9 protein-coding genes are annotated in these 19,533 nt (G+C 66.0%); 8 read left to right on the forward strand and 1 reads right to left on the reverse strand.

The features are described 5' to 3' along the window. The first annotated feature begins 4 nt into the window (after window positions 1-4). Genes F8N80_RS06555 through F8N80_RS06580 form a run of 6 tightly spaced genes read left to right on the forward strand, consistent with a single transcriptional unit; the run spans window position 5 to window position 17,129 of the window. The gene (locus F8N80_RS06555) at window positions 5-3,808 is read left to right on the forward strand and encodes a hypothetical protein (protein WP_150783497.1); all 3,804 of its coding nucleotides are present in this window, start codon (window positions 5-7) and stop codon (window positions 3,806-3,808) included. After that, entirely contained in the window at window positions 3,801-6,842 is a 3,042-nt protein-coding gene (locus tag F8N80_RS06560; RefSeq protein ID WP_150783498.1) for a hypothetical protein, read from the forward strand. Before F8N80_RS06555 ends, F8N80_RS06560 begins: the two co-directional genes overlap by 8 nt. An 11-nt stretch (window positions 6,843-6,853) precedes the next feature. Further along, window positions 6,854-10,063 (forward strand): hypothetical protein, encoded by a 3,210-nt coding sequence (locus F8N80_RS06565; RefSeq protein WP_150783499.1) that lies wholly within the window; start codon window positions 6,854-6,856, stop codon window positions 10,061-10,063. A gap of 4 nt (window positions 10,064-10,067) precedes the next feature. Then, the gene (locus tag F8N80_RS06570) at window positions 10,068-11,366 is read left to right on the forward strand and encodes a contractile injection system tape measure protein (protein WP_150783500.1); all 1,299 of its coding nucleotides are present in this window, start codon (window positions 10,068-10,070) and stop codon (window positions 11,364-11,366) included. 2 nt (window positions 11,367-11,368) lie between these two features. Next, window positions 11,369-15,739, forward strand: a complete 4,371-nt coding sequence (locus tag F8N80_RS06575) for an eCIS core domain-containing protein (protein ID WP_150783501.1) — start codon at window positions 11,369-11,371, stop codon at window positions 15,737-15,739. A gap of 37 nt (window positions 15,740-15,776) precedes the next feature. Beyond that, entirely contained in the window at window positions 15,777-17,129 is a 1,353-nt protein-coding gene (locus F8N80_RS06580; RefSeq protein ID WP_150783502.1) for an ATP-binding protein, read from the forward strand. Window positions 17,130-17,156: 27 nt separating this feature from the next. Here the strand turns inward: F8N80_RS06580 and F8N80_RS06585 are convergent, their stop codons facing one another. Beyond that, window positions 17,157-18,674: a nucleobase:cation symporter-2 family protein gene (locus F8N80_RS06585; protein ID WP_150745281.1), complete on the reverse strand. Its 1,518-nt coding sequence runs from the start codon at window positions 18,672-18,674 to the stop codon at window positions 17,157-17,159. 256 nt (window positions 18,675-18,930) lie between these two features. Here F8N80_RS06585 and F8N80_RS06590 point away from each other — a divergent pair, with 256 nt between their 5' ends. Beyond that, window positions 18,931-19,212, forward strand: coding sequence for a BrnT family toxin (locus tag F8N80_RS06590; RefSeq protein WP_150745282.1), 282 nt, complete (start codon window positions 18,931-18,933; stop codon window positions 19,210-19,212). 2 nt (window positions 19,213-19,214) lie between these two features. Further along, the gene (locus tag F8N80_RS06595) at window positions 19,215-19,532 is read left to right on the forward strand and encodes a BrnA antitoxin family protein (protein ID WP_150745283.1); all 318 of its coding nucleotides are present in this window, start codon (window positions 19,215-19,217) and stop codon (window positions 19,530-19,532) included. Window position 19,533 lies beyond the last annotated feature (1 nt).

Here is a 19,533-nt window from a genome sequence, read left to right on the forward strand (position 1 = left end):
GACCGTGACCGACCCCTGCGCGAAAAGGAATCCCCTGGTCCGCTCCGGCACGACCCAGGACGGCCGCATCCGCGCCGAACTTGCCACCGATCACTTCCTCCCTGACGAGCGCGACATCGCCGACCTGATCCTGTTCGGCCAGCGCTTCGCCAAACACATCCAGTACTACGACGCCGGCAATGCGAAAGCCGGCGACTGGACTGCATTCTTCGAAAGCAACGTCACCGCCAGCCTGGCCGCGCTGGCCAAGCTGCCGGTGGACGCCTTTCGCGGCACCCAGCTCGACCTGGAAAACTGGCTGAAAACCGATCCCGCGCGCGACCCTGCGCAGCTCGCCGCCCACGCGCGGCTGGCCTTCCACCTGCCGCTGGTGCTGCTGCAGATTGCCGGCCGCCATCACCAACACCTGCCCGCCGACCATCCGTTCAGCGCCACCCTGGTCGAACTCGCCGCCCGGGACCTGGCCGAGCCGCTCGGCGGGCTGATCGGTTGGTACAAGGGCGCCTTCGATGCCAGCCTCGGCGTCGGCAACCTGATCTTCGATGACGATCCGCTGCTGCAAGCCGACTACAACATCGACGGCACAGCTGGCGACACCCGCCTGCGCCTGTCCGCTACCATCGCTGCCGCCATCGTTGGCCAGCCGGCATTCTCCATCGCGCCGGTGCCGGCGCCGATCCTCGCCAGGGTCGATGCCGCCGGCTGGGCTTCCCTGTACGCCGCCACCGGCGCCGATCCTTCGCCCTACGAGGATGCCATCGGCCAGACCCACCAGCGCTACGAGCAGATCTACGACGCCCTCAGCTACAACCTTCTGGGCACGGCGGTAGAGCACGTCTACCAGGCCCTGGAACGCATCCGCCGCGACGCAGTCGCGCACCTGGAGGAATCGCTGGCGAGCTTCGCCGGGCATGCGCCGAACTACGGCCTGTGGCTGGCCTTCCTCAAGCTGTTCCAGCACGCCCGTGGCGAGATGAACCGCTTCACCGAGCGCCATCTGGACTTCTACTTTCGCGAGGTGCTGCGTCTGGACAACCGCGCCGCGCAGCCGGACCGGGTGCACCTGTTGTTCGAACTGTCCAAGGGCGTGGAAGCCCACCTGCTACGCGCCGGCACCCCATTGCGAGCCGGCAAGGACGCGCTGGGCAAGGCGGTGTCCTACGCGCTGGAGAACGACATCGTTATCAACCGCGCCAGCGTCGCCGAGCTGCGCGGCCTGCAAGTGCTGGCCGGCGGTACGCCATCGGCGCCGACGCGGATACCACTGGCCGCGCTGGCGGTGCGTTCGCGCGACGGCCTCGGCGAGGTGGAACTGGCCAAGGACGAGCCGAGCTGGCCCCCCTTCGGTCCGGCGCTGAGCCCGGCCGCGCGTATCGGCTTCGCTGTCGCCGACCGCAAGCTGTTCCTGCGCGAGGGCACCCGCAGCATCAGCATCCGCGCCGAGCTGAAAAGCCCGCTGGCGACCACCGCCATCTTCCCGCGCTGGAGAGTGCGGCTGACCGGCGACAAGGGCTGGTTCGAGTTGAGCGGCATGGCGCAGATCAGCACGGTGCTGGACAACAGCTTCAGCGAGCCGGTCGAAGAGGCGGCAGGTGGCAAGGCACAGTCGAAAACCGGCAAGAGCGCCGCCAGCGATGCACGGGAGAAAAAGTCCAATGCCTTCGCCGACAAGAAGGCGGGCAACAAGCCGCTGCACATTCTGGAGATCACCCTCGACCTCGACCCCGACGATCCACCCATCGTCCCGCTCGACGCCAAGCTGCACGGCAGCGATTACCCGCCGGGCGTGCCCGTGGCGGAAGTCCTCTTCGACTTCGACGCCCTCGACAGTGCCCGCGCCTTCGCTGTACTGCGCGACATTCGTACCGAGCGCCCGACCCTGAGCGTCGAAGCCAGCGGCCTGAAGAACCTGATGGTGATCGCCGGCGGCGGCGTGGTCGACGTGGCCAAGCCGTTCGCTCCGTTCGGTGCGCAGCCAATGGTCGGCGCGCAGTGGATCATCGGTTCGGCGGAAGTCTTCTCCAAGTCCATCGACGAGTGGGGGCTCAGTCTCGACTGGGCAAGCAGCTACAGCTCCACCGGCTACTTCTGGAACCGTTCGGCTGACAGCTACAATCCGGGCGAGGCGGTGCTTAGCGGCGGCAAGTGGATCGCCGCGCCCGGTTCCACCAGCAAGACTTCGCGTCGTTTCGGGCGTGGGCGCAAGCCGACCAACAACACGGATATCGGCCTCGGCGAAACCGGCGTGGAGATCGCCATGAAGAGCGCCGACCTGATCGACGGGCTGACCGAGCAAACGCTGGAGAACCAGCAGCTCACCGCCACCTCGCTGAACGGCTTCGTGCGCATGCGCCTGCCGCTGGACTTCGGCCACGCCGCCTTCGTCCGCGAGAACACCCGGGCGCTGATCGGCCTGTCGGGCGGCACCGCCTACACCGCGAGCACCAGCGTCAATGTCACCACCCAGAGCCTGCCCCGCGAGCCCTACAACCCGCTGATCATCCGCCTCGAAGCCGCCTACGCGACCACCCGCGACGCGGTCGAGGACTTCACCCTGCTGCACCCCTTCGGCCTGTCCGACAGCACCGCCGATGGCCGCCTGTTCCCCAGCCTGCCGTTCGAAGGCGCGCTGCTGATCGGCGTGAAGGACTTCGCCGCGCCCGCCCGGCTGACCCTGCTGGTGCAGGTGGCGGACGGCTCGGGCGATCCGCTGAAGCAGGCGCCGCAGCTGCAGTACCATTACCTCGACGGCGACACCTGGAAGGCCCTCGAAGAGCAGGACATCGACGACAAGACGCACAACTTCAGCGGCTCCGGCGTGCTCGGCCTGAACCTGCCGGAGGCGGCGGACAACGTGCACCGCGTGCTGCCCTCGGGCCTGCACTGGATACGCATCGCCGCCAGTCAGAACGCCGCGGCGCTCAACCGCCTGCTCTCGGTGGACGCCCAGGCCGCCCGCGCCAGCTGCGTCGACGCCGGTAACGACCCGGCCTTCCTCGCCACGCCGCTGCCGGCGGGGAGCATCTCCAAGCTGGTGACCCCAGACCTGGCTATCAAACAGATTGCCCAGCCCTACAGTTCCTTCGACGGCCGCCCGCCGGAAACCGCGCGGGCCTTCGCCACCCGCGTCAGCGAGCGGCTGCGGCACAAGGACCGCGCCGTGACCCTATGGGACTACGAGGCGCTGGTCCTGGAAGCCTTCCCCCGGCTGTACCGGGTGAAATGCCTGGGCACCACCGAACTCAAGCGCAACGCGCAGAACGTGACAGTCGCCGACAACGAGCTGATGCCCGGCGCCGTGACCGTCGTCACCGTGCCCTGGACCCACGGCCAGAACAGCCACGACCCGCTGCGCCCGTACACCGACCAAGCGACCCTGGCGGCGGTCGACGCCCTCCTGCGCCAGCGCATCTCGCCCTTCGTGCGGCTGGAGGTGCAGAACCCGAAATTCGAGGAGGTACAGGTGGACTTCAAGGTGAAGTTCATGCCCGGGATCGGCGACATCGCCTTCTACATCGACGATCTGAACAAGGCCGTGATCGGTTTCCTCACACCCTGGTCGAGCCCCGGCGGCGGCGAGATCACCTTCGGCGGTAAATTGTGGAAATCCTCCATCATCGATTTCGTCGAGGAACTGCCGCAGGTGGACTACGTCACCGACTTCCGCCTCTACCACAAGGTCGACATCGCCGCCCCCGCCGGCGGCTGGACGCCGGTGGACGTGGAGCTGATCGAGGCCACGACGGCGCGCTCGATCCTGGTATCCGCGCCCCGCCACAGCATCAGCGAGGTGCCCGGCAATGCCTGAAGCCTCCATTGCGCGCCAGCCGCAACTGGCCCCCGCGTTCGACTACAGCCACCTGCGTGCCGAGGGGCTGGGGCATATCCAGCGCCTGTCCGGCCTGCTGTGGACCGACCACAACCTGCACGACCCCGGCATCACCACGCTGGAAATCCTCTGCTACGCGCTGACCGACCTGACCTACCGCACGCGCTTCGCCACCGTCGACCTGATGGCCGGGCCGGACGGCAGGATGGACCCGGCCAGCCTTTCCGGCCTCGCCCCGGCCCACGAGGTGCTGCCCACCGCCCCGCGCACTCTCTTCGACTACCGCCGCCTGCTGTTGCGCATCGAAGGGCTGCGTAATGCCTGGCTCGATCCCATGCAGAACCCGGCCGAGCCGGCCAACTATCGCCTTTGCGAGGTGCCGCTGTACGCCGACTGCCTGGCCGACGCGCTGAGCTTCGAAGCGAAGAACGCGGCGAACCAGGCCAACCATCCAGTGAAGCTCTGCGGCCTGTACAAGGTGCGGGTGGAGCTGGAGATCGACGACCTGCTCGGCTCGATGAACGAGTCGGTGCTGCTCTATCAAGTCCGTCGCGGCCCGCTGAAGGGCGCGGTGCTGGCCTTCGACTGCACCGACCCGGCGTTCCTCGCCGGCAGCATCGACTGGCGCGCCAACCTCGCCAGCCTCGATTCGCTGAGCGTGTCCTCGACCCCGGGCGGCTTCGACGCCACCCTCGGCCTGACCCTGGAAGGCGGCCAGGCGCTTACCCTGCAGCCCTGCAGCCTTCGCGTGATCCAGGACCGACCGCGCCCCGACCGTCCGGCGCTGAACATCACCGCCCAGGCGATCCGCAACGTGCTGCTGGCGACCACAGCCGACGCCCTGCTGCCGCTGTTCTGGCGCAAGCAGCAGCGCCGCGCCCAGGCCCTCGACGCGGTGCGCTGCGTGCTTCACGCCAATCGCGGGTTGTGCGAGGACTTCCTCTCCATCGCCACGGTGATCCCCTACCGCATCGGCATCTGCGCCGATATCGAGATACGCCCGGACGCCGATCTGGAAGAGGTGCAGGCGCGGGCGTTCCACGGGATCGAGAAATACCTGTCGACGCCGGTGATCTACCGCACCCTCGAAGAGATGCTCCGCGAAGGCCGTCAACCCGACGAGATCTTCAACGGCCCCTTCGTCGATTTCGCCTTCACCTGCAACGGCCAGCCGGTGTTCACCAAGCCCGGCTTCATCACCGACGAAAACCTCGCCAACAGCGAGCAGCGGCGCAAGGTGCAGGCCAGCGACATCATCAACCTGGTGGTGGACATCGACGGTGTCGAGGCGATCAGCAACCTGCAGCTGCGTGTCTACGGCAGCAACGGCCTGCCCGTCGGCAACGCGGTGAAGTGGACGCTCACGGTGCCCGCCGACCACCAGCCGGTGTTCTACATGGAAGGCTCCAAGCTGCTCTTCCACAAGGCCGGCATCCCCTACCGCGCGCAGGTCAGCGAATTCCAGCGCACCCTCGACTACCTGCGCGGGCTCGACCGCCGCGAGCTGTACGTGCCGCCGGACCAGGTGCTGCCGGTGCCACGGGGGCGCTGGCGCCACACCGACGCCTTCTACAGCGTCCAGCACGACTTCCCGGCCACCTACAAGATCGGCGCGGCGGGCATCTCGCCGACCGAGGAGGCCGAACGCATCGCCCGCGCGCGCCAGTTCAAGGGCTACCTGACCTTCTTCGACCAGGTGCTGGCCGACTACCTCGGCCAGCTGGCCAACCTGCGCCGCCTCTATTCCCTCGACAAGACCCTCGACCGCACCTGGTTCAGCCAGCGACTGAGCGGCATCGCCGGTTCGCTGGGCGAATTCGACAGCGAGTTCTACAGTGACACCCCGCTGGCGGACGACATCGCCCGTGTGCGCCTGAGCGAGACCGAGGAAGGCTTCCTCGAACGGCGCAACCGCGTGCTCGACCACCTGATCGCGCGCTTCGCCGAGCGCTTCGCCGACTACGCGCTGCTGTCGTTCCGTCTCACCGGCGACCGCCTGAAGACCTCGGACCAGCTGATCGAGGACAAGATCGACTTCCTCGCCGAGTACCCGCGTCTCTCCCGCGAGCGCGGGCAGGCCGCCAACATCCGCCCGCAAGACCCGGCGCGGGTGTGGGATAGCGACAACATCAGCGGCCTGGAACGCCGCGCCGGCCGCCTGCTCGGCATCGACGACCTGTCGCGGCGCGACCTGCACTGCGCCGGGCACTTCGACAAGCTGCTGCGCACGCTGAAAAGCGGCGACGCATTCCAGGTGGTGATCCGCGACGCCGGCAACACGCTGCTGTTCGCCTCCGAGGAGACCTTCGCCGATACCGACGCCGCGCTTGCCGCTGCCGCCGCGGCCTATCCGGGGCTGCGCGAGGAATCCGCCTTCGAGGTGACAGAGACCGGGGGGGCCACCACCTTCACCCTGCGCATCGTCTCCGGACCGACGCCGCTCACTCACAAGCATGCATTCGACACCGAGGCTGACGCCTACCAGGCGGCGCGGGCGATCATCGACCGCTACGACGAAATCCTCGCCTCCGACCTGTGCAACTCGGAAGGCATGCACCTGATCGAACACATCCTGCTGCGCCCCTTCGCCAAGGGCGACCCGTTGATGCGGATGTGCCTGGCCGACGACTGCGGGTTCTGTGGCGAGGAAGACCCCTACTCGTTCCGCGTCTCGGTCGTGCTGCCGTACTGGCCGGAGCGCTTTCGCAACCTGAACTTCCGCGCGCTGCTGGAACGCAGCATGCGCGAGGAGGCGCCGGCCCACGTGCAGGTGAAGATCTGTTGGATCGGTCAGCGGCAGATGATCGCGCTCGACGCCGCCTACCACGCCTGGCTCGACGCCAGGGGCGCGCCGCTCCCCGATCCCGCGCAGGTCAGCGACACGGCGCGAACGTTGATCGAAATCCTCGAATCACTCACCACCGTCTACCCCGCCGCGTCGCTGCACGACTGCGACGCGGGTGAAGAGCAACCCATAGTCCGGCTGGGCTCGACGGCCCTCGGCAACTTCTAGAGGCGCGGCACATGGACATCCAGACCTTCTACCCGGTTTTCGAGACCGGCCAGGTGCTCACTTCCGAGCTGCTGAACGACATCATCGAATACCTCGAACCGCAGGACCGCACGACCCGCGCCAACCTCACCGGCATCGGCGTCATCGGCGGCCTGCGCCCGGACTGTAACGCCACAGCCGGCACCCTGGCGCTGTCGCGGGGCGTCGCCGTCACCTCGGCGGGGCACCTGATCGTCGAGGACCACACGCTGTTCGACCGCGTGCGTCCCTACAGCGTACCGATCCCCTCCGGCCCCACCACCACGGCGGAGGACAAGGCCAAGGCGCGCTACCCCTTCCTGTTCGACGGCAACACCCAGCGCGAGGCCTTCGAACTGCTGCCCACCGACTTCCAGCCGGCTCCCGGCGAGGCCGCGCCGACGCTGCTGACGGCCGCCTTCGTCGCCGACAAGACGCTGCTGCTGTTCCTCGAAACCAACCTCGAATCGCTGAAGAACTGCAACGTCAACGACTGCTCGGACAAGGGTTCGGAGATGAACCTGACCCTGCGCCGCCTGCTGGTGTCGCGCAGCATCGCCGACACCATCCTCAGCCAGGAACAGGCCATCGCCGGCCGCCCGGTGGACCGCGCCAACCACCCGCGCCTCAGCCTGCCGCGCCTGGCGATGGACAAGATCAACCCGGCGGGCACATCGCTGGTCGACCTGGCCGACCTGCACGGTCGCTACCTGGCCTGCATCGTCAAGGTAGCCGGACAGTTGATGCCGGCGATGAACGCCGCGTGGAGCGCCTACAGGCCGCTGCTGCAGGACCTCTATCCGGACGCCCGCTTCCCTGACGGGCCCATCCCCAGACACCACCTGCTGAACATGGTCGCCGCGCTGGTCGAGACGCCGGTGCTGGTGCAGTACCTGTACGCCGGCATGCACGACCTGCTGCTCGGCTACAACGAATTCGTCGAATGCGCGGCGCTGTTCGATGCCGAGTGCGCACCCAACCCGGCGCGTTTTCCGAAACACCTACTGGCCGGCGATGTGGAGCCGCGACCGCTGGCCTTTGCCGGGGCGCCGAAGACCCTCGCCGACTATGCCCAGTACGATGCCCTTACCGCCAAGGGCGGTGCCGCTCCGGAAGGCGCGCCGGCGCATCGTCGTCATCATTTCGTGCCCTCCCCGGCCGTGGATTGCGGTGACGACAGGGCCGCCGAATTGCGTGCGCTGTTCTGCCGCATGGTGCTGATTGCGCAGACCTACGCCACACGCAACCTGCTCGGCGCGGACATCGAGCTGACCCCATCCCGCGACGGCGCCGCCCCGCTCGGCGAACGGGCGATCCCCTTCTACTACCGCTTCGATGCCGGCAGCGACCTGTTCGTCAACTGGTCGTGGCGCAAGGCGCGGACCAACCGCTTCGACGCCATCCACTCCTGGCAGTTCAGCGCCAGCGCCAATCCACACCCACTGCTGCTGCGCCAGGACGAGCAGGACTTCATCCGTATCGAAGGCGTGCTCGGCAAGCCGCTCGGCTCGACCATGGCCGAGCTGATCCGCGAGAAACGCCGCCTCGGCCTGTCGTTCTCCCTCCAGCCGGTATGGGTCGCGCTGAGCGACGATCCCCGGCAGAACGATGCTGCCCGGCAGCGCGCACTGGCGGCCATCCAGCAACTGCTGGTGTGCCGGATGCGCGACCTCGACGTGATCTTCCTGACGATCATGGCGGCCATTTTCGCCTTCATGGTTTGGCTGGTACAGGTGCTCGGCCGCCTCGACGCCACCAAGGCCACCAAGCGCACGCCGTCGGTCACCGCGCCGTCTCCCGCAACCGGCGCGGTGGGCGGACGGGTGCTGAACGCCAACCTGGCGGTGCTCAATCTCGAACCGCAGGAGCAACGGAAGGTCCGCCTGATCAGCGACCAGGTCCTAAGTACGGCGCGCAACCAGAAGATCTTCGCCAACGATACGGTGAAGGTCCTCGCCCAGAGCGCCGCCGCCGAGCAGCCCCTACAGACGGTGGCGGTCGCCAGCGTCTACGACAAGGTGCGTGACAAGGCCATCGGCGGCGAGCTGTTCGAGCGCGTGCGCGCCGCCAGCGACACCCTTGGCGTGGCCGGCGACAAGGAGGAACTGAGCAAGGCCATCTACCCCGCCGTGGCGCTGATGGCGCGCGCCGAGGACATGATGAAGGTGGCCAGCGCGGACTCTCTGGCCGATTTCGACGGCGAGGCCTTCGACACCGCCCTGCGCGGCTTCACCGACGCCTATGTCAACTACGCGGCGCAGGCGGAAACCGACTCTGCCAAGACCGGAGTGGAGATCGCCAACGCCAACCTGGCCATCGTCGGCAAGCGCGACATGGTCAGCGCGGCAGCCACCCAGACCTCCAGCGCGACCATCACCCAGGAGCTGGCCAAGCGCCTGAAGTCGATGTTCGAGGAGATGACCTTCGCAGGATTCGCGCGCAAGCATCCCGGCCTGGAGCACAAGGGCGGCACACCGGTGGGCGGCACCTTCGTGCTGCTGTATGCCGGGCGCGACGAGCTGGACGGCGGCATGCGCATCGCCCTGGAGAAACTGCGCGGCGGTCTTGGCGACGTGTTCGCCAAACTGCTCAAGCTGAATGCGCCGGACCTTTCTGCCCAAGCGTCGATCAAGCAACTGCTCGCCAGCAGCAAGCCGCGCAGCGACGACCAGCTCGACGACTTCGTCGTGCTCGGCGACTTCTGCCTGCCCTACCTGTGCTGTGACAGCGACTGCTCGGACACCGTGGTGGACCGGCGGATCAACCAGGGTGTCGGCACCCTGAAGGCCAACCTGGCCAATCGCGCGGTGCTGGTCGCACAGCCGGCTCGGGATACGCCGGTCACGCCGGCCCCCGTTTCGGACGGACCGGCCAGCGGCCCGACGCCGGCTCCTGCTCCAACGCCTACGCCTGCGCCCACCGAGCCGGTGGAACCCAGGCCGAGCACCGGCAAGGTGGAGATTAGCGTGGTCAGCGGCGATGCCTGGCGCGGCGTGCCGCTGCAGGGCGCCACGCTGGTGATCACCGACCTGGCCACCGGCCAGGCCAAACAGCAGCGCATGGCGACAGCCACCCTCTCGCTGGAACTGAAGGCCGGCAAGTACGCCTTCGTCGCCAGCAGCGGCACGCTGAGCTCGGCACCGGTGGAGATCGGTCTGAAGGCCGGCGCCACGGTGGCGGTCACCCTGCAGATCGTGGGCTAGCCGGATGGCCGCCCTGGAGCATCGCATCGGTCGGCTGGTCTTCGACCTCGCCGCGCCAGACCGCGCCGCCCGCGGCGGCTTCGAGGCGCTGCTGCGCAACCGTTTCGATTCGATGATCCTGCCGGCGCTGCAAGCTGCCCTCGACCGCATCGATCGCCCTGGCAAGCTGATCCGCTTCGACCGTGTGGAGATCGACCTGGGCGTGTTCGCCCCGGATGAACTGGACGATGACGAACTGACCCGGCGCCTGCTCGAGCAACTGTCAGCCGCGCTGGTGCCGCCCGCTCCGGCCGACGACGCGCCGCCGGATACCGACGAGCTGCTCGCCTTCCTGCAGAGCGGCGAGCTGCCCTGGGTCGAGCCGGGCAAGGCGCTGGCCATCCTCTGCACCAACCTGCTCGCGCTGGACAGCCACTCCCTGCGCCGAATGGCGGAACGTCTGCGCCCGCTGCTGATCGGCCGCAGCACTGCCGAACGGCTGGTGCGCCAGTTGCCCGCGACGCTGGTCCGGCGCCTGTTCCGCGCCCTGTTGCCGGATGCGCTGGAACTGCCTCTGGCTGCCGCTTTCGGCGAGGATACGATGGCGTCGGCAGCGTCCCTGGCGTCGGTGCCGGACTCGCTGCTCGCTACGCTGGCCGAGATGATCCGCAGGCTGGCCGGCGGCCTGCGCCTGCCTGAGCTCGGCGAAGTGGTCAGCCTCTACGTCGCGCTGGGCAGCCGCATCCCCCTGGCGCCTCAGTCCGCCGTGCTGACGCTGGCTCCCACCCCGCTGGCGACGGCGGAACCGGCCATGCACGCCACACCGCGCCCGGTGCATGCGGCCGGCGCGGTGCTGCTGCACCCGTTCCTGGCCATGTTTTTCGACGGCCTCGGCCTACTCGCCGGCCCGGGCCGTTTCCGCGACCACGATGCGCACTGCCGCGCGGTACTGCTCGCCCATCACCTGGCCACCGGCGCCGAGGACGCGCCGGAACCCGAAACCCTGCTGTTCAAACTGCTCTGCGGCCTGCCCTTCAGCGAGCCGTTGCCGCGCCGCATTGAGCTGAGCGAGCATGAGCGCAAGGAAGTCGACTCCCTGCTGCGCAGCGTGATCGGCCACTGGAAACGGTTGGGCAATACCTCCCCCGCCGGACTGCGTGAAGGCTTCCTCAGCCGGCCAGGACGCCTGGAGCGGCGCGGCGATGCCTGGCTGCTCAGCCTCCAATCCAGCGGCATCGACATCCTGCTGCAGGACCTGCCCTGGACGCTGTCGCGGGTACGTACCCCGTTCATGCAATCGATCCTCAGCGTGGACTGGCGCTAGCCATGAAGATCGCCGCGTCGGCGCAACACAGCGCTTCCACCCGCGAGGCCAAGGGCGGCGGTGCGGCGCGCAAGCCGTTCTTCAGCAAGGTCGCCACCCAGGCGAAGGCAGACGAGCTGCAGGCGCAGGCCTTCACCCGTGGCAACGACATCGTCGTCAACGAGGGCGAATTCGCCCCGGACGACGGCTCCGGCCAGCACCTGCTCGCCCACGAGCTGACCCACACCACCCAGGGCGCGGTACACCCCGAGAGCGAAACCGCCGACCAGGACGTGGTCAGCCTCGCTCCCCGCAAGGACACCGAAGGCAAACCGCAGAAGCAGACCCGCGTCGCTACCCTCAACGGCAACACGGCAGGCGAGGACAATCTCGGCCAGGTACAGGAGCACTGGCACCACGTCCTTGATCCAGCGGGCGAGCTCGACCTGCCGCCGGCACCGAGGGTCACGGTGGACCGCGAGCCGGAGGAAATCCTGGCCCCGGGCGCCGTAGCTGAACCGGCCGCCGAGGCGCAACAGCAGGCACCGCCGGCCGCGGACCGTGGCCCGACCGTGGACAGCGTCGACCTTGACAGCGAACTGCCGCCACCGCCCGGCGACCTGATGGGCGAAGCGCTGCCCGAACCCGATCTGAGCCTGCCGGCGCCCGCCGACACCGGACCGGCCGAACAGGTGGCGGTGGTGGAAAAGGCCGACCTGTCGGGTAGCTCCGAGGCGGCAACCACCCGATTCATCGACGCCAGCCCCTCGGCCATGGCCGTCACCCAGCCCGAACTCGGCCCGACCCTCGACGGCAAGATGAAGTCCGAGCAGCAGGCGCTGGTGGAAAACCCGCCGGTGCTGGAAGCCAAGACCGCCGGCAGCGTCGATGGACCGCTGGCGAGCGCGCAAGAGATCCCGGTCCCCGGCGACGCCGAGCTCGACGCTGGGGTGAGCGGGCCCGACCCGGGCGACCTGCAGACGGTCTCCGCGGGCTCGCCGCCACCGTTCCGGGGCAATGCCGAGCGCGAGCAGGAGCTGGAAGATGAGGACTCCGGCTCGTTCTGGGACCGCTTCATGAACTTCCTCAGGCAATTCGTCAAAGGCATCCGCACCACCGACGACAGCATCGACACCTCGGCCGGCGAGCGGCCGTCCGTGTCGCTGGCCCGCGAGGCCGATCCCGGGCGCATGGACACACCGCGCGAGGAAGCCATCACGACGATGAAGGACCAGCGCGACGCCCAGGTCACGGCGTTCCGCAACAACCCCGGGCAGGCCAACATCCAGCCGCGCATGCTCGACGAGCAGCGTCCGGTCGCCGTCTCCGCGGAGGCCGCGGCGACCATCGATCCCCAGGCCGACGACAATGTCGCCGCCTATGCCGCAGCGCCGCTCCCGCAGGACGTACGCGACAACGCCGACGCACGGCTCGCCAAGACCCTCACGCCGAACCTCGCCGAGGCGCGCAGCCAGGCGCTGGACGCCGCCGCCACTCGCGACACCGACAAGGATCGCGAGATCGACATCGCGCAGGAGGCCGCCGCCCAGCTCAACGCCGACACCGACGCCGCCCAGCGCAAGCTGGTGATCGACAATCGCGCCAAGGTCGCCAAGCTGCAGGGCGACGGCATCGGCGAGGCCTGCGAGCACGTCAATGCGTTCAACAAGGACGCCGCCGGCGAGCAGGGCAAGGCGCGCAAGGAGATCGGCGAACACGTCAAGCTCGAGGAAGGCAAGGCCAAGTCCGAACTGGACCAGGGCGAGCAGGACGCCAGGAAGGAGAAGGTCGAAGGCGAACTCCGGGCCGCCGAGAAGAAGAAGGAGCTGGAGAAGGCGCAGGACAACGACAGCTGGTGGGACCGGGTCAAGAGCGCGATCAAGAAGGCGGTAAAGTTCATCACCGATGCCATCGACAAGGTCTTCACCGCGGTGCGCAACGCGGTGAAGAAGATCATCGAGAAGGTGAAGAACGCCGCGATCAAGCTGATCAACGACGCCCGCAACTGGGTGGTGGACAAGCTGGACAAGTTCCGCGACTGGGCCAAGGACAAGGTCAACACCTACCTGAAGGACACCTTCCCCGGCCTCGCCAAGCGCATCAACGACGGCATCGACTCGGTCACCGATGCCGCCATCGACGGCGTGAACACCGTCGCCGACGCGGCCATCGCGGGCATCACCAAGCTCGCGGACGCCCTCGCCGCCGCCCTCGACAAGATTCTCTCGACCTTCCAGACCGCACTGAAGACCGCCGTGCGGGTGGCCGGAGCGGTGCTCCAGGGCGACTTCGCCGAGGCGCTGCGGGCAGCCATCGAGGGCGCCTGCGAGATCGCCGGGGTCGATTCCAAGCCGGTGTTCGACTTCTTCGACCGCGCCGGCAAGGCGATCATGTCGATCCTCAAGGATCCGGTGGGCTTCATCAAGAAACTGTTCGGCGCAGTCGGCGACGGCCTCGGCAACTTCTTCAAGAACATCAAGAAGCACCTCATCGACGGAGTGATCGGCTGGCTGACCGGTGCCTTGTCCGAGGTCAACCTGACCGGCCCGTTCGAGTTCAGTCCGCGCGGCATCCTCAGTATCGTCCTGCAGGTCTTGGGGTTGACCTACGCCAACATCAAGGCGCGGGTGATCAAGAAGGTCCCCGCCGCGGCGCCGGTGTTCGAGCTGGTGGAAAAGGGCTACGAGCTGCTGCAGAAGGTGATCGCCGAAGGCCCCGGGGCGCTCTGGGAAGAGATCAAGGGCCAGCTTTCCAGCCTGAAGGAAACGGTGATGGGCGCCATCCGCAACTGGCTGATCGTCACCGCGATCAAGGAAGGCGTGGTCTGGCTGCTGTCGCTGACCAACCCGGCATCGGCCATCGTCAAGGCGATCAAGCTGGTGTTCGACCTGGTGATGTTCCTGGTCGAGCGCTACCAGCAGATCAAGGACTTCATCCTCTCGGTCTACGAAGCCGTCGCCGAGGTGGCTTCCGGCAACTTCGCCAAGGTCACCCTGGCCGTGGAGAACGCACTGGCCCGTTCGGTGCCGGTCCTGATCTCGCTGTTCGCCTCGGTGCTCGGCCTGGGCAACATCGCCAGGCAGGTCAAGGGCGTCCTCACCACCATCAGCCAGCCGATCAACAAGGCCATCGACTGGGTGGTGGACAAGGTGGTCGCCTTTGCCAGGAAGGTGGTGGCGAAGGTCAAGAGCGGGGCGAAGCAGGTCAAGGAGAAGGCCAGGCAAGCGGTGGAAGACCTCGTGTCGTGGTGGAAGGAGCGCCGCAAGTTCCGTTCGAAGGATGGCGGCAACCACTCGATCTACTACCGGGGCGAAGGTAAGCGGGCGGACCTGATGATCGCTTCCACTCCGGACACCATCGAAAACTTCCTCAATGCGAAACTGAAGGACGCGAATGCATCCGCCGACCAGAAGACCCTCGCAAGCGAAGCGCTGGCGCAGTACAGGCAGGTACTGAAAAGCGAGGAAGATCTGGAGACGCTACGCGCCGCACGGGAGAAGGTGGCCACTGCGGACAAGGCCGCCTACCGTGCGGCCACCCAACAGATCAACTCGCAGATTCGCCATTTCCGCAATCAGCTCGATGCACTCAAACGCATCCTCGAGAAAGCCACTTTCGAGAACGAGGACAACGCTCTGGTGCGCACGGTGGTCGCACACAATGCAGGCGGAGACAAGTCTACCAACGCACTGCCACTGACTTACCTTTCCGGCAATACCAAGGGCTCCAGCCCATCCCAGAACCCGCCTGGCTGGGCGCATGCCGTAGCGCTGGATACCAGGCCGGACGGTTCCTCGTATCACCAGTGGGTACGCGGCCACCTGCTCAATGACAATCTCCACGGCCCGGGTACGGCCGACAACCTGGTACCCATCACGCAAGGCATGAACCGCAAGATGGAAGCCGAAGTAGAGAGTCCTGCCAAGGTCGCCATCAAGACCAAGGGCAAGCTGTCCTTCTATCGTGCTGTCACCACCTTCTGGAAAAAGCCGGCGCCCCTGGACGCCTTCCCGCAGCGGATCGTGGTGATCTGGGGCGAGGCTGAACGCGACCCGGCTGACAAGACCAGGTTCCGCGAGAAGCAAGCTCATCCTCCGGTCACCATCGAGATGGCCTCACCGCCGCCAGCCACCGCCAGCGCTTTCGTGCCGAACATCAACGGTGGGAGTCCCAGCCTGCTTCTGCAAGCCATCCAGAAGCATGACAAGGCGGTTACAGCCTATTTCGTCAGTGAACTGCTGCTGGCGGAGTCCAACGACCATGGTCACTACACGTCCAAGAGCAACATGAAGGATCGACTATGGGAGAAAGGCCCGAGCGACCAGGCAAGTAAACGCAGAAAGTACGTGAACGCCACCTACACCGCGCTTACCTCTGGTGACGTGCGAGTCTGACCAGAGTGGCAGCAACGCAATAGTGGAGGAATCAGGAATGAAGCAGCCCGCCCCCTGCTCCAACGCCGCCAACCTGGATTCGGCGTTCGACGTACTGGGACGGCTGATCCGTGCGCGCATCAAGGGCGAGACCTTCGCTGCGGATGGAGAGATCCGTCTGCTGTTCTTCAACGACGGCTCGCCACTGGGCGACTTCATCCGCGAACGCCAGCCGCCATTCGACGAATACATGCTCCTGCTGCTGGCCCTGGCGCCACACGTGCGTCCCACCCTGCTGGACAACGAAATCCGCGCGGCGCTGACTCGCGAGGGCGACTTCCCGGAAATCGGCGGCATCCGCGATCCGGACATCCGCGCCCTCCTGCCCACCGGGGAGACCGCCGCCTTCCTCCTCGCTGGCGACGACCTCGACATGCGTTTCGAGCTGCAGGAGCGGTTCTGCGCCGATCATTGGTTCGCCCGCGAAGGCGTGCTGCGCCTGGAGGAAGCGAAGGATAGTGCGCCGATCCTCTCCGGGCGCATTGTCATGGCCCGCGAGTGGGTGGAACGCTTTACCCTCGGCAGTGCCCAGGCGCCCGCCTTCGGCACTCGCTTCCCGGCCCGTCGCATTGCCACGGCACTGGACTGGGACGACCTGGTCCTCGAAGCGCAGGTGCAGCAGCGCATCACCGAACTGAAACACTGGGTTCGCCACAGCCGCACCCTGACGCACGACTGGGGCATGGCCGGCCGCCTGCGCCCGGGCTACCGCGCGCTGTTTCACGGCCCGCCCGGCACCGGCAAGACCCTCACCGCCACCCTGTTGGGCAAGGCTACTGGCCGCGAGGTGTACCGCGTCGACCTGTCCACCGTGGTGTCGAAATACATCGGCGAAACCGAGAAGAACCTTGCCGCCCTCTTCGACCAGGCGCGCAACCGCGACTGGATCCTGTTCTTCGACGAAGCCGATGCCCTGTTCGGCAAGCGGACAAGTGTCAAGGACGCCCACGACCGCTACGCCAACCAGGAGGTCAGTTATCTGCTACAACGGGTTGAGGAGTTCGACGGCCTGGTGATCCTGGCATCCAACTTCCACACCAACATCGATGATGCGTTCCAGCGACGCTTTAACGCCATCATCCGCTTCCCGTTCCCGTCCGAGGCAGAGCGCCGGGAGATCTGGATTCGCGCCCTTCCGCAGGAAGATGGCCGCGACCGCCTCGCGAGCCTCCTCGCCCGTTTCGAATTGTCCGGCGGCAATATCGTCAATGTGGTCCAGTTCGCCGCGATCGAAGCGATCGCGGCGGGGTGCCCCGCTATCCGGCTGGATGATGCGGTGATGGGTGTGCAGCGGGAGTTCGAGAAAGAAGGCAAAGTGTTTCGCAACCTCCTCGAGGAGGAGCCAGAGTAAGGAAGCGACTACTGCCGTTCCAGCTCCTCACACATGCTCACTGCTTTTCCCATGCACCGCCCGCGGCTCGGCATGTCCATGCTCCATCTCGACCACCGGAATCTCCTTGCCGTCGCAGTCGTGCAACTTGCCTTCGCTGAAATAATCCCCTTCGCGCAATGCCGCCAGGTCCTGGTAACGCAGCACCCGCTCGGTACCTGCCGCAAACACCGATTGCTGGTCGGAGTTACCGGCGGTGAGGTGGTTGAAGGCCAGGTTCAGCGCGATGGCCATGATCGCCGAGGAGCTGATGCCCGAGTGGAAGATCGTGGCGAACCAGCTTGGGAAGTGGTCGTAGAAGTTCGGTGCGGCAATGGGGATCATGCCAAAGCCGATGGACGTGGCAACGATGATCAGGTTGACGTTGTTGCGGTAGTCGACCTTGGACAGTGTCCGGATGCCGCTGGCGGCCACGGTGCCGAACAACACGATGCCGGCACCACCGAGCACCGAGGTCGGTACTGCGGCGATGACCCGACCCATGAACGGCAGCAGGCCGAGGATCACCAGGAACAACCCGCCGGTGGCGACCACGAAGCGGCTCTTGATCCCGGTCACGGCCACCAGCCCGACGTTCTGGGCAAAGGCGCTTTGGGTGAAGGAGCCGAAGATCGGCGCGATCATGCTCGACAGCATGTCGGCCCGCAGACCATTGCCCAGGCGTTTGGAATCAACCTTGGTGCCGATGATTTCCCCGACCGCCAGGATGTCCGCCGAGGTTTCCACCAGGGTCACCATGACCACGATGCACATCGACAGGATCGCCGCGAAGTGGAAAGTCGGCATGCCGAAGTGAAACGGGGTCGGGAAGCCGAACATCGGGCCTTGAGTCACCGACGAGAAGTCCGCCATGCCGAGGACCACCGCGACCACCGTACCGATGACCATGGCCAGAAGAATCGACAAGCGGGAGATGGTCGCGCTGCCGATCTTGCTCAGCAGCAGGACCAGCACCAGCGTGACTGCCGCCAGACCGATGTTGGCCATGCTGCCAAAGTCCGGCGCATGACTGTTGCCGCCCATGGCCCAGCGCGCAGCCACCGGCATCAGTGTCAGGCCGATGGTGGTGATCACGATGCCCGTCACCAGCGGCGGGAAGAACTTGGTAATGCGCGAGAACACCGGCGTGATCAGCAAACCGATCAGGGACGCGGCAATCACCGCCCCGAGAATCGACTGGAAGCCACCCTCCCCACCACTGCTGACAATCGCCACCATGGTCGCGACCCCGGAGAACGACACGCCCTGCACCAGCGGCAACTGACAACCGAAAAATGGTAGACCCAGTGTTTGCAGTAACGTCGCCAGGCCCCCCGCAAACAATGAAGCAGCAATCAACAAACCGATGTCCGCCGGCGAGAGCCCGGCCGCCTGGCCGATGATCAAAGGCACCGCGACGATGCCGCCGTACATGGTCAGAACGTGTTGCAGGCCGTAAGCCATATTCGCGCCGACCCCGAGATTCTCGTCCTCGGGCCGTTGATGTGAAACAGAGGGCGTTTTCATGGTTTGGGGGATTCCCTGGTTTTTGTTGTGCGCACACTGTATTCAATACTCAGGACAAATGTCTATAGAGTTGTATACAACTTATCGGTCGGATTATGGACATGTGTCCACCCCCTTTCAGGCTCGCCGTCACCGGCCCTCAAAAAACCTTGAAATATATCCCCGCCAAGCGCCTTCGCGACACCCGCTAGTCTTTTGAATTCGTGGCGACAGCCGGTAGGGCTGCCCTCTTCTATATACATATAAAGTATGCATAATGAAGTCATTCGAAATTCAGTATCACAAGGCAAAAAACGCGGCGAACAAACTGAAGCACCAGGGCATCAGCCTTGCCGAGACCGAGCCGGTGTTCCATGACGAGCGAGCCCTGACGTTTCAAGACGATCACCATGATGAGCAACGATGGATCGTCATGGGGCTCGACGCCAAAGGCCGCTTGCTGGTCGTCGCCTATACCTACCGCGATCCGAATTTCGTTCGAATCATTTCCGCGCGCATCGCCACGAAAAACGAGCGTCGCCATTACATGGAAGCTTGAGGATGAAAGACGAATACGACTTCAGCAAGGCCAAACGTGGAGCAGTCGCCTCCAGCAAAGGCAAGACCCGCATCACCATCATGCTCGATGATGCCGTCATAGAAGCTGCTCGTTCGCTCGCGGAGAGCGAGGGATTTGGCTACCAGACGGTGATCAACAACACATTGCGCCATGCCTTGCTCGGCGAAAAAGGCAAAGCGGCAGAAACCGGGCATCTGAGGAAAGGGTTAACGGCTTCCGAACTGAAAAATCTGGAAAAGAAACTGCTCGAAGTCGCCAGCGAAATCCACCGTATGATGGAGCCTGACGTTCGCCCATAGG

The sequence above is a fragment of the Pseudomonas fluorescens genome (assembly GCF_902497995.1).
GTDB lineage: Bacteria > Pseudomonadota > Gammaproteobacteria > Pseudomonadales > Pseudomonadaceae > Aquipseudomonas > Aquipseudomonas fluorescens_BK.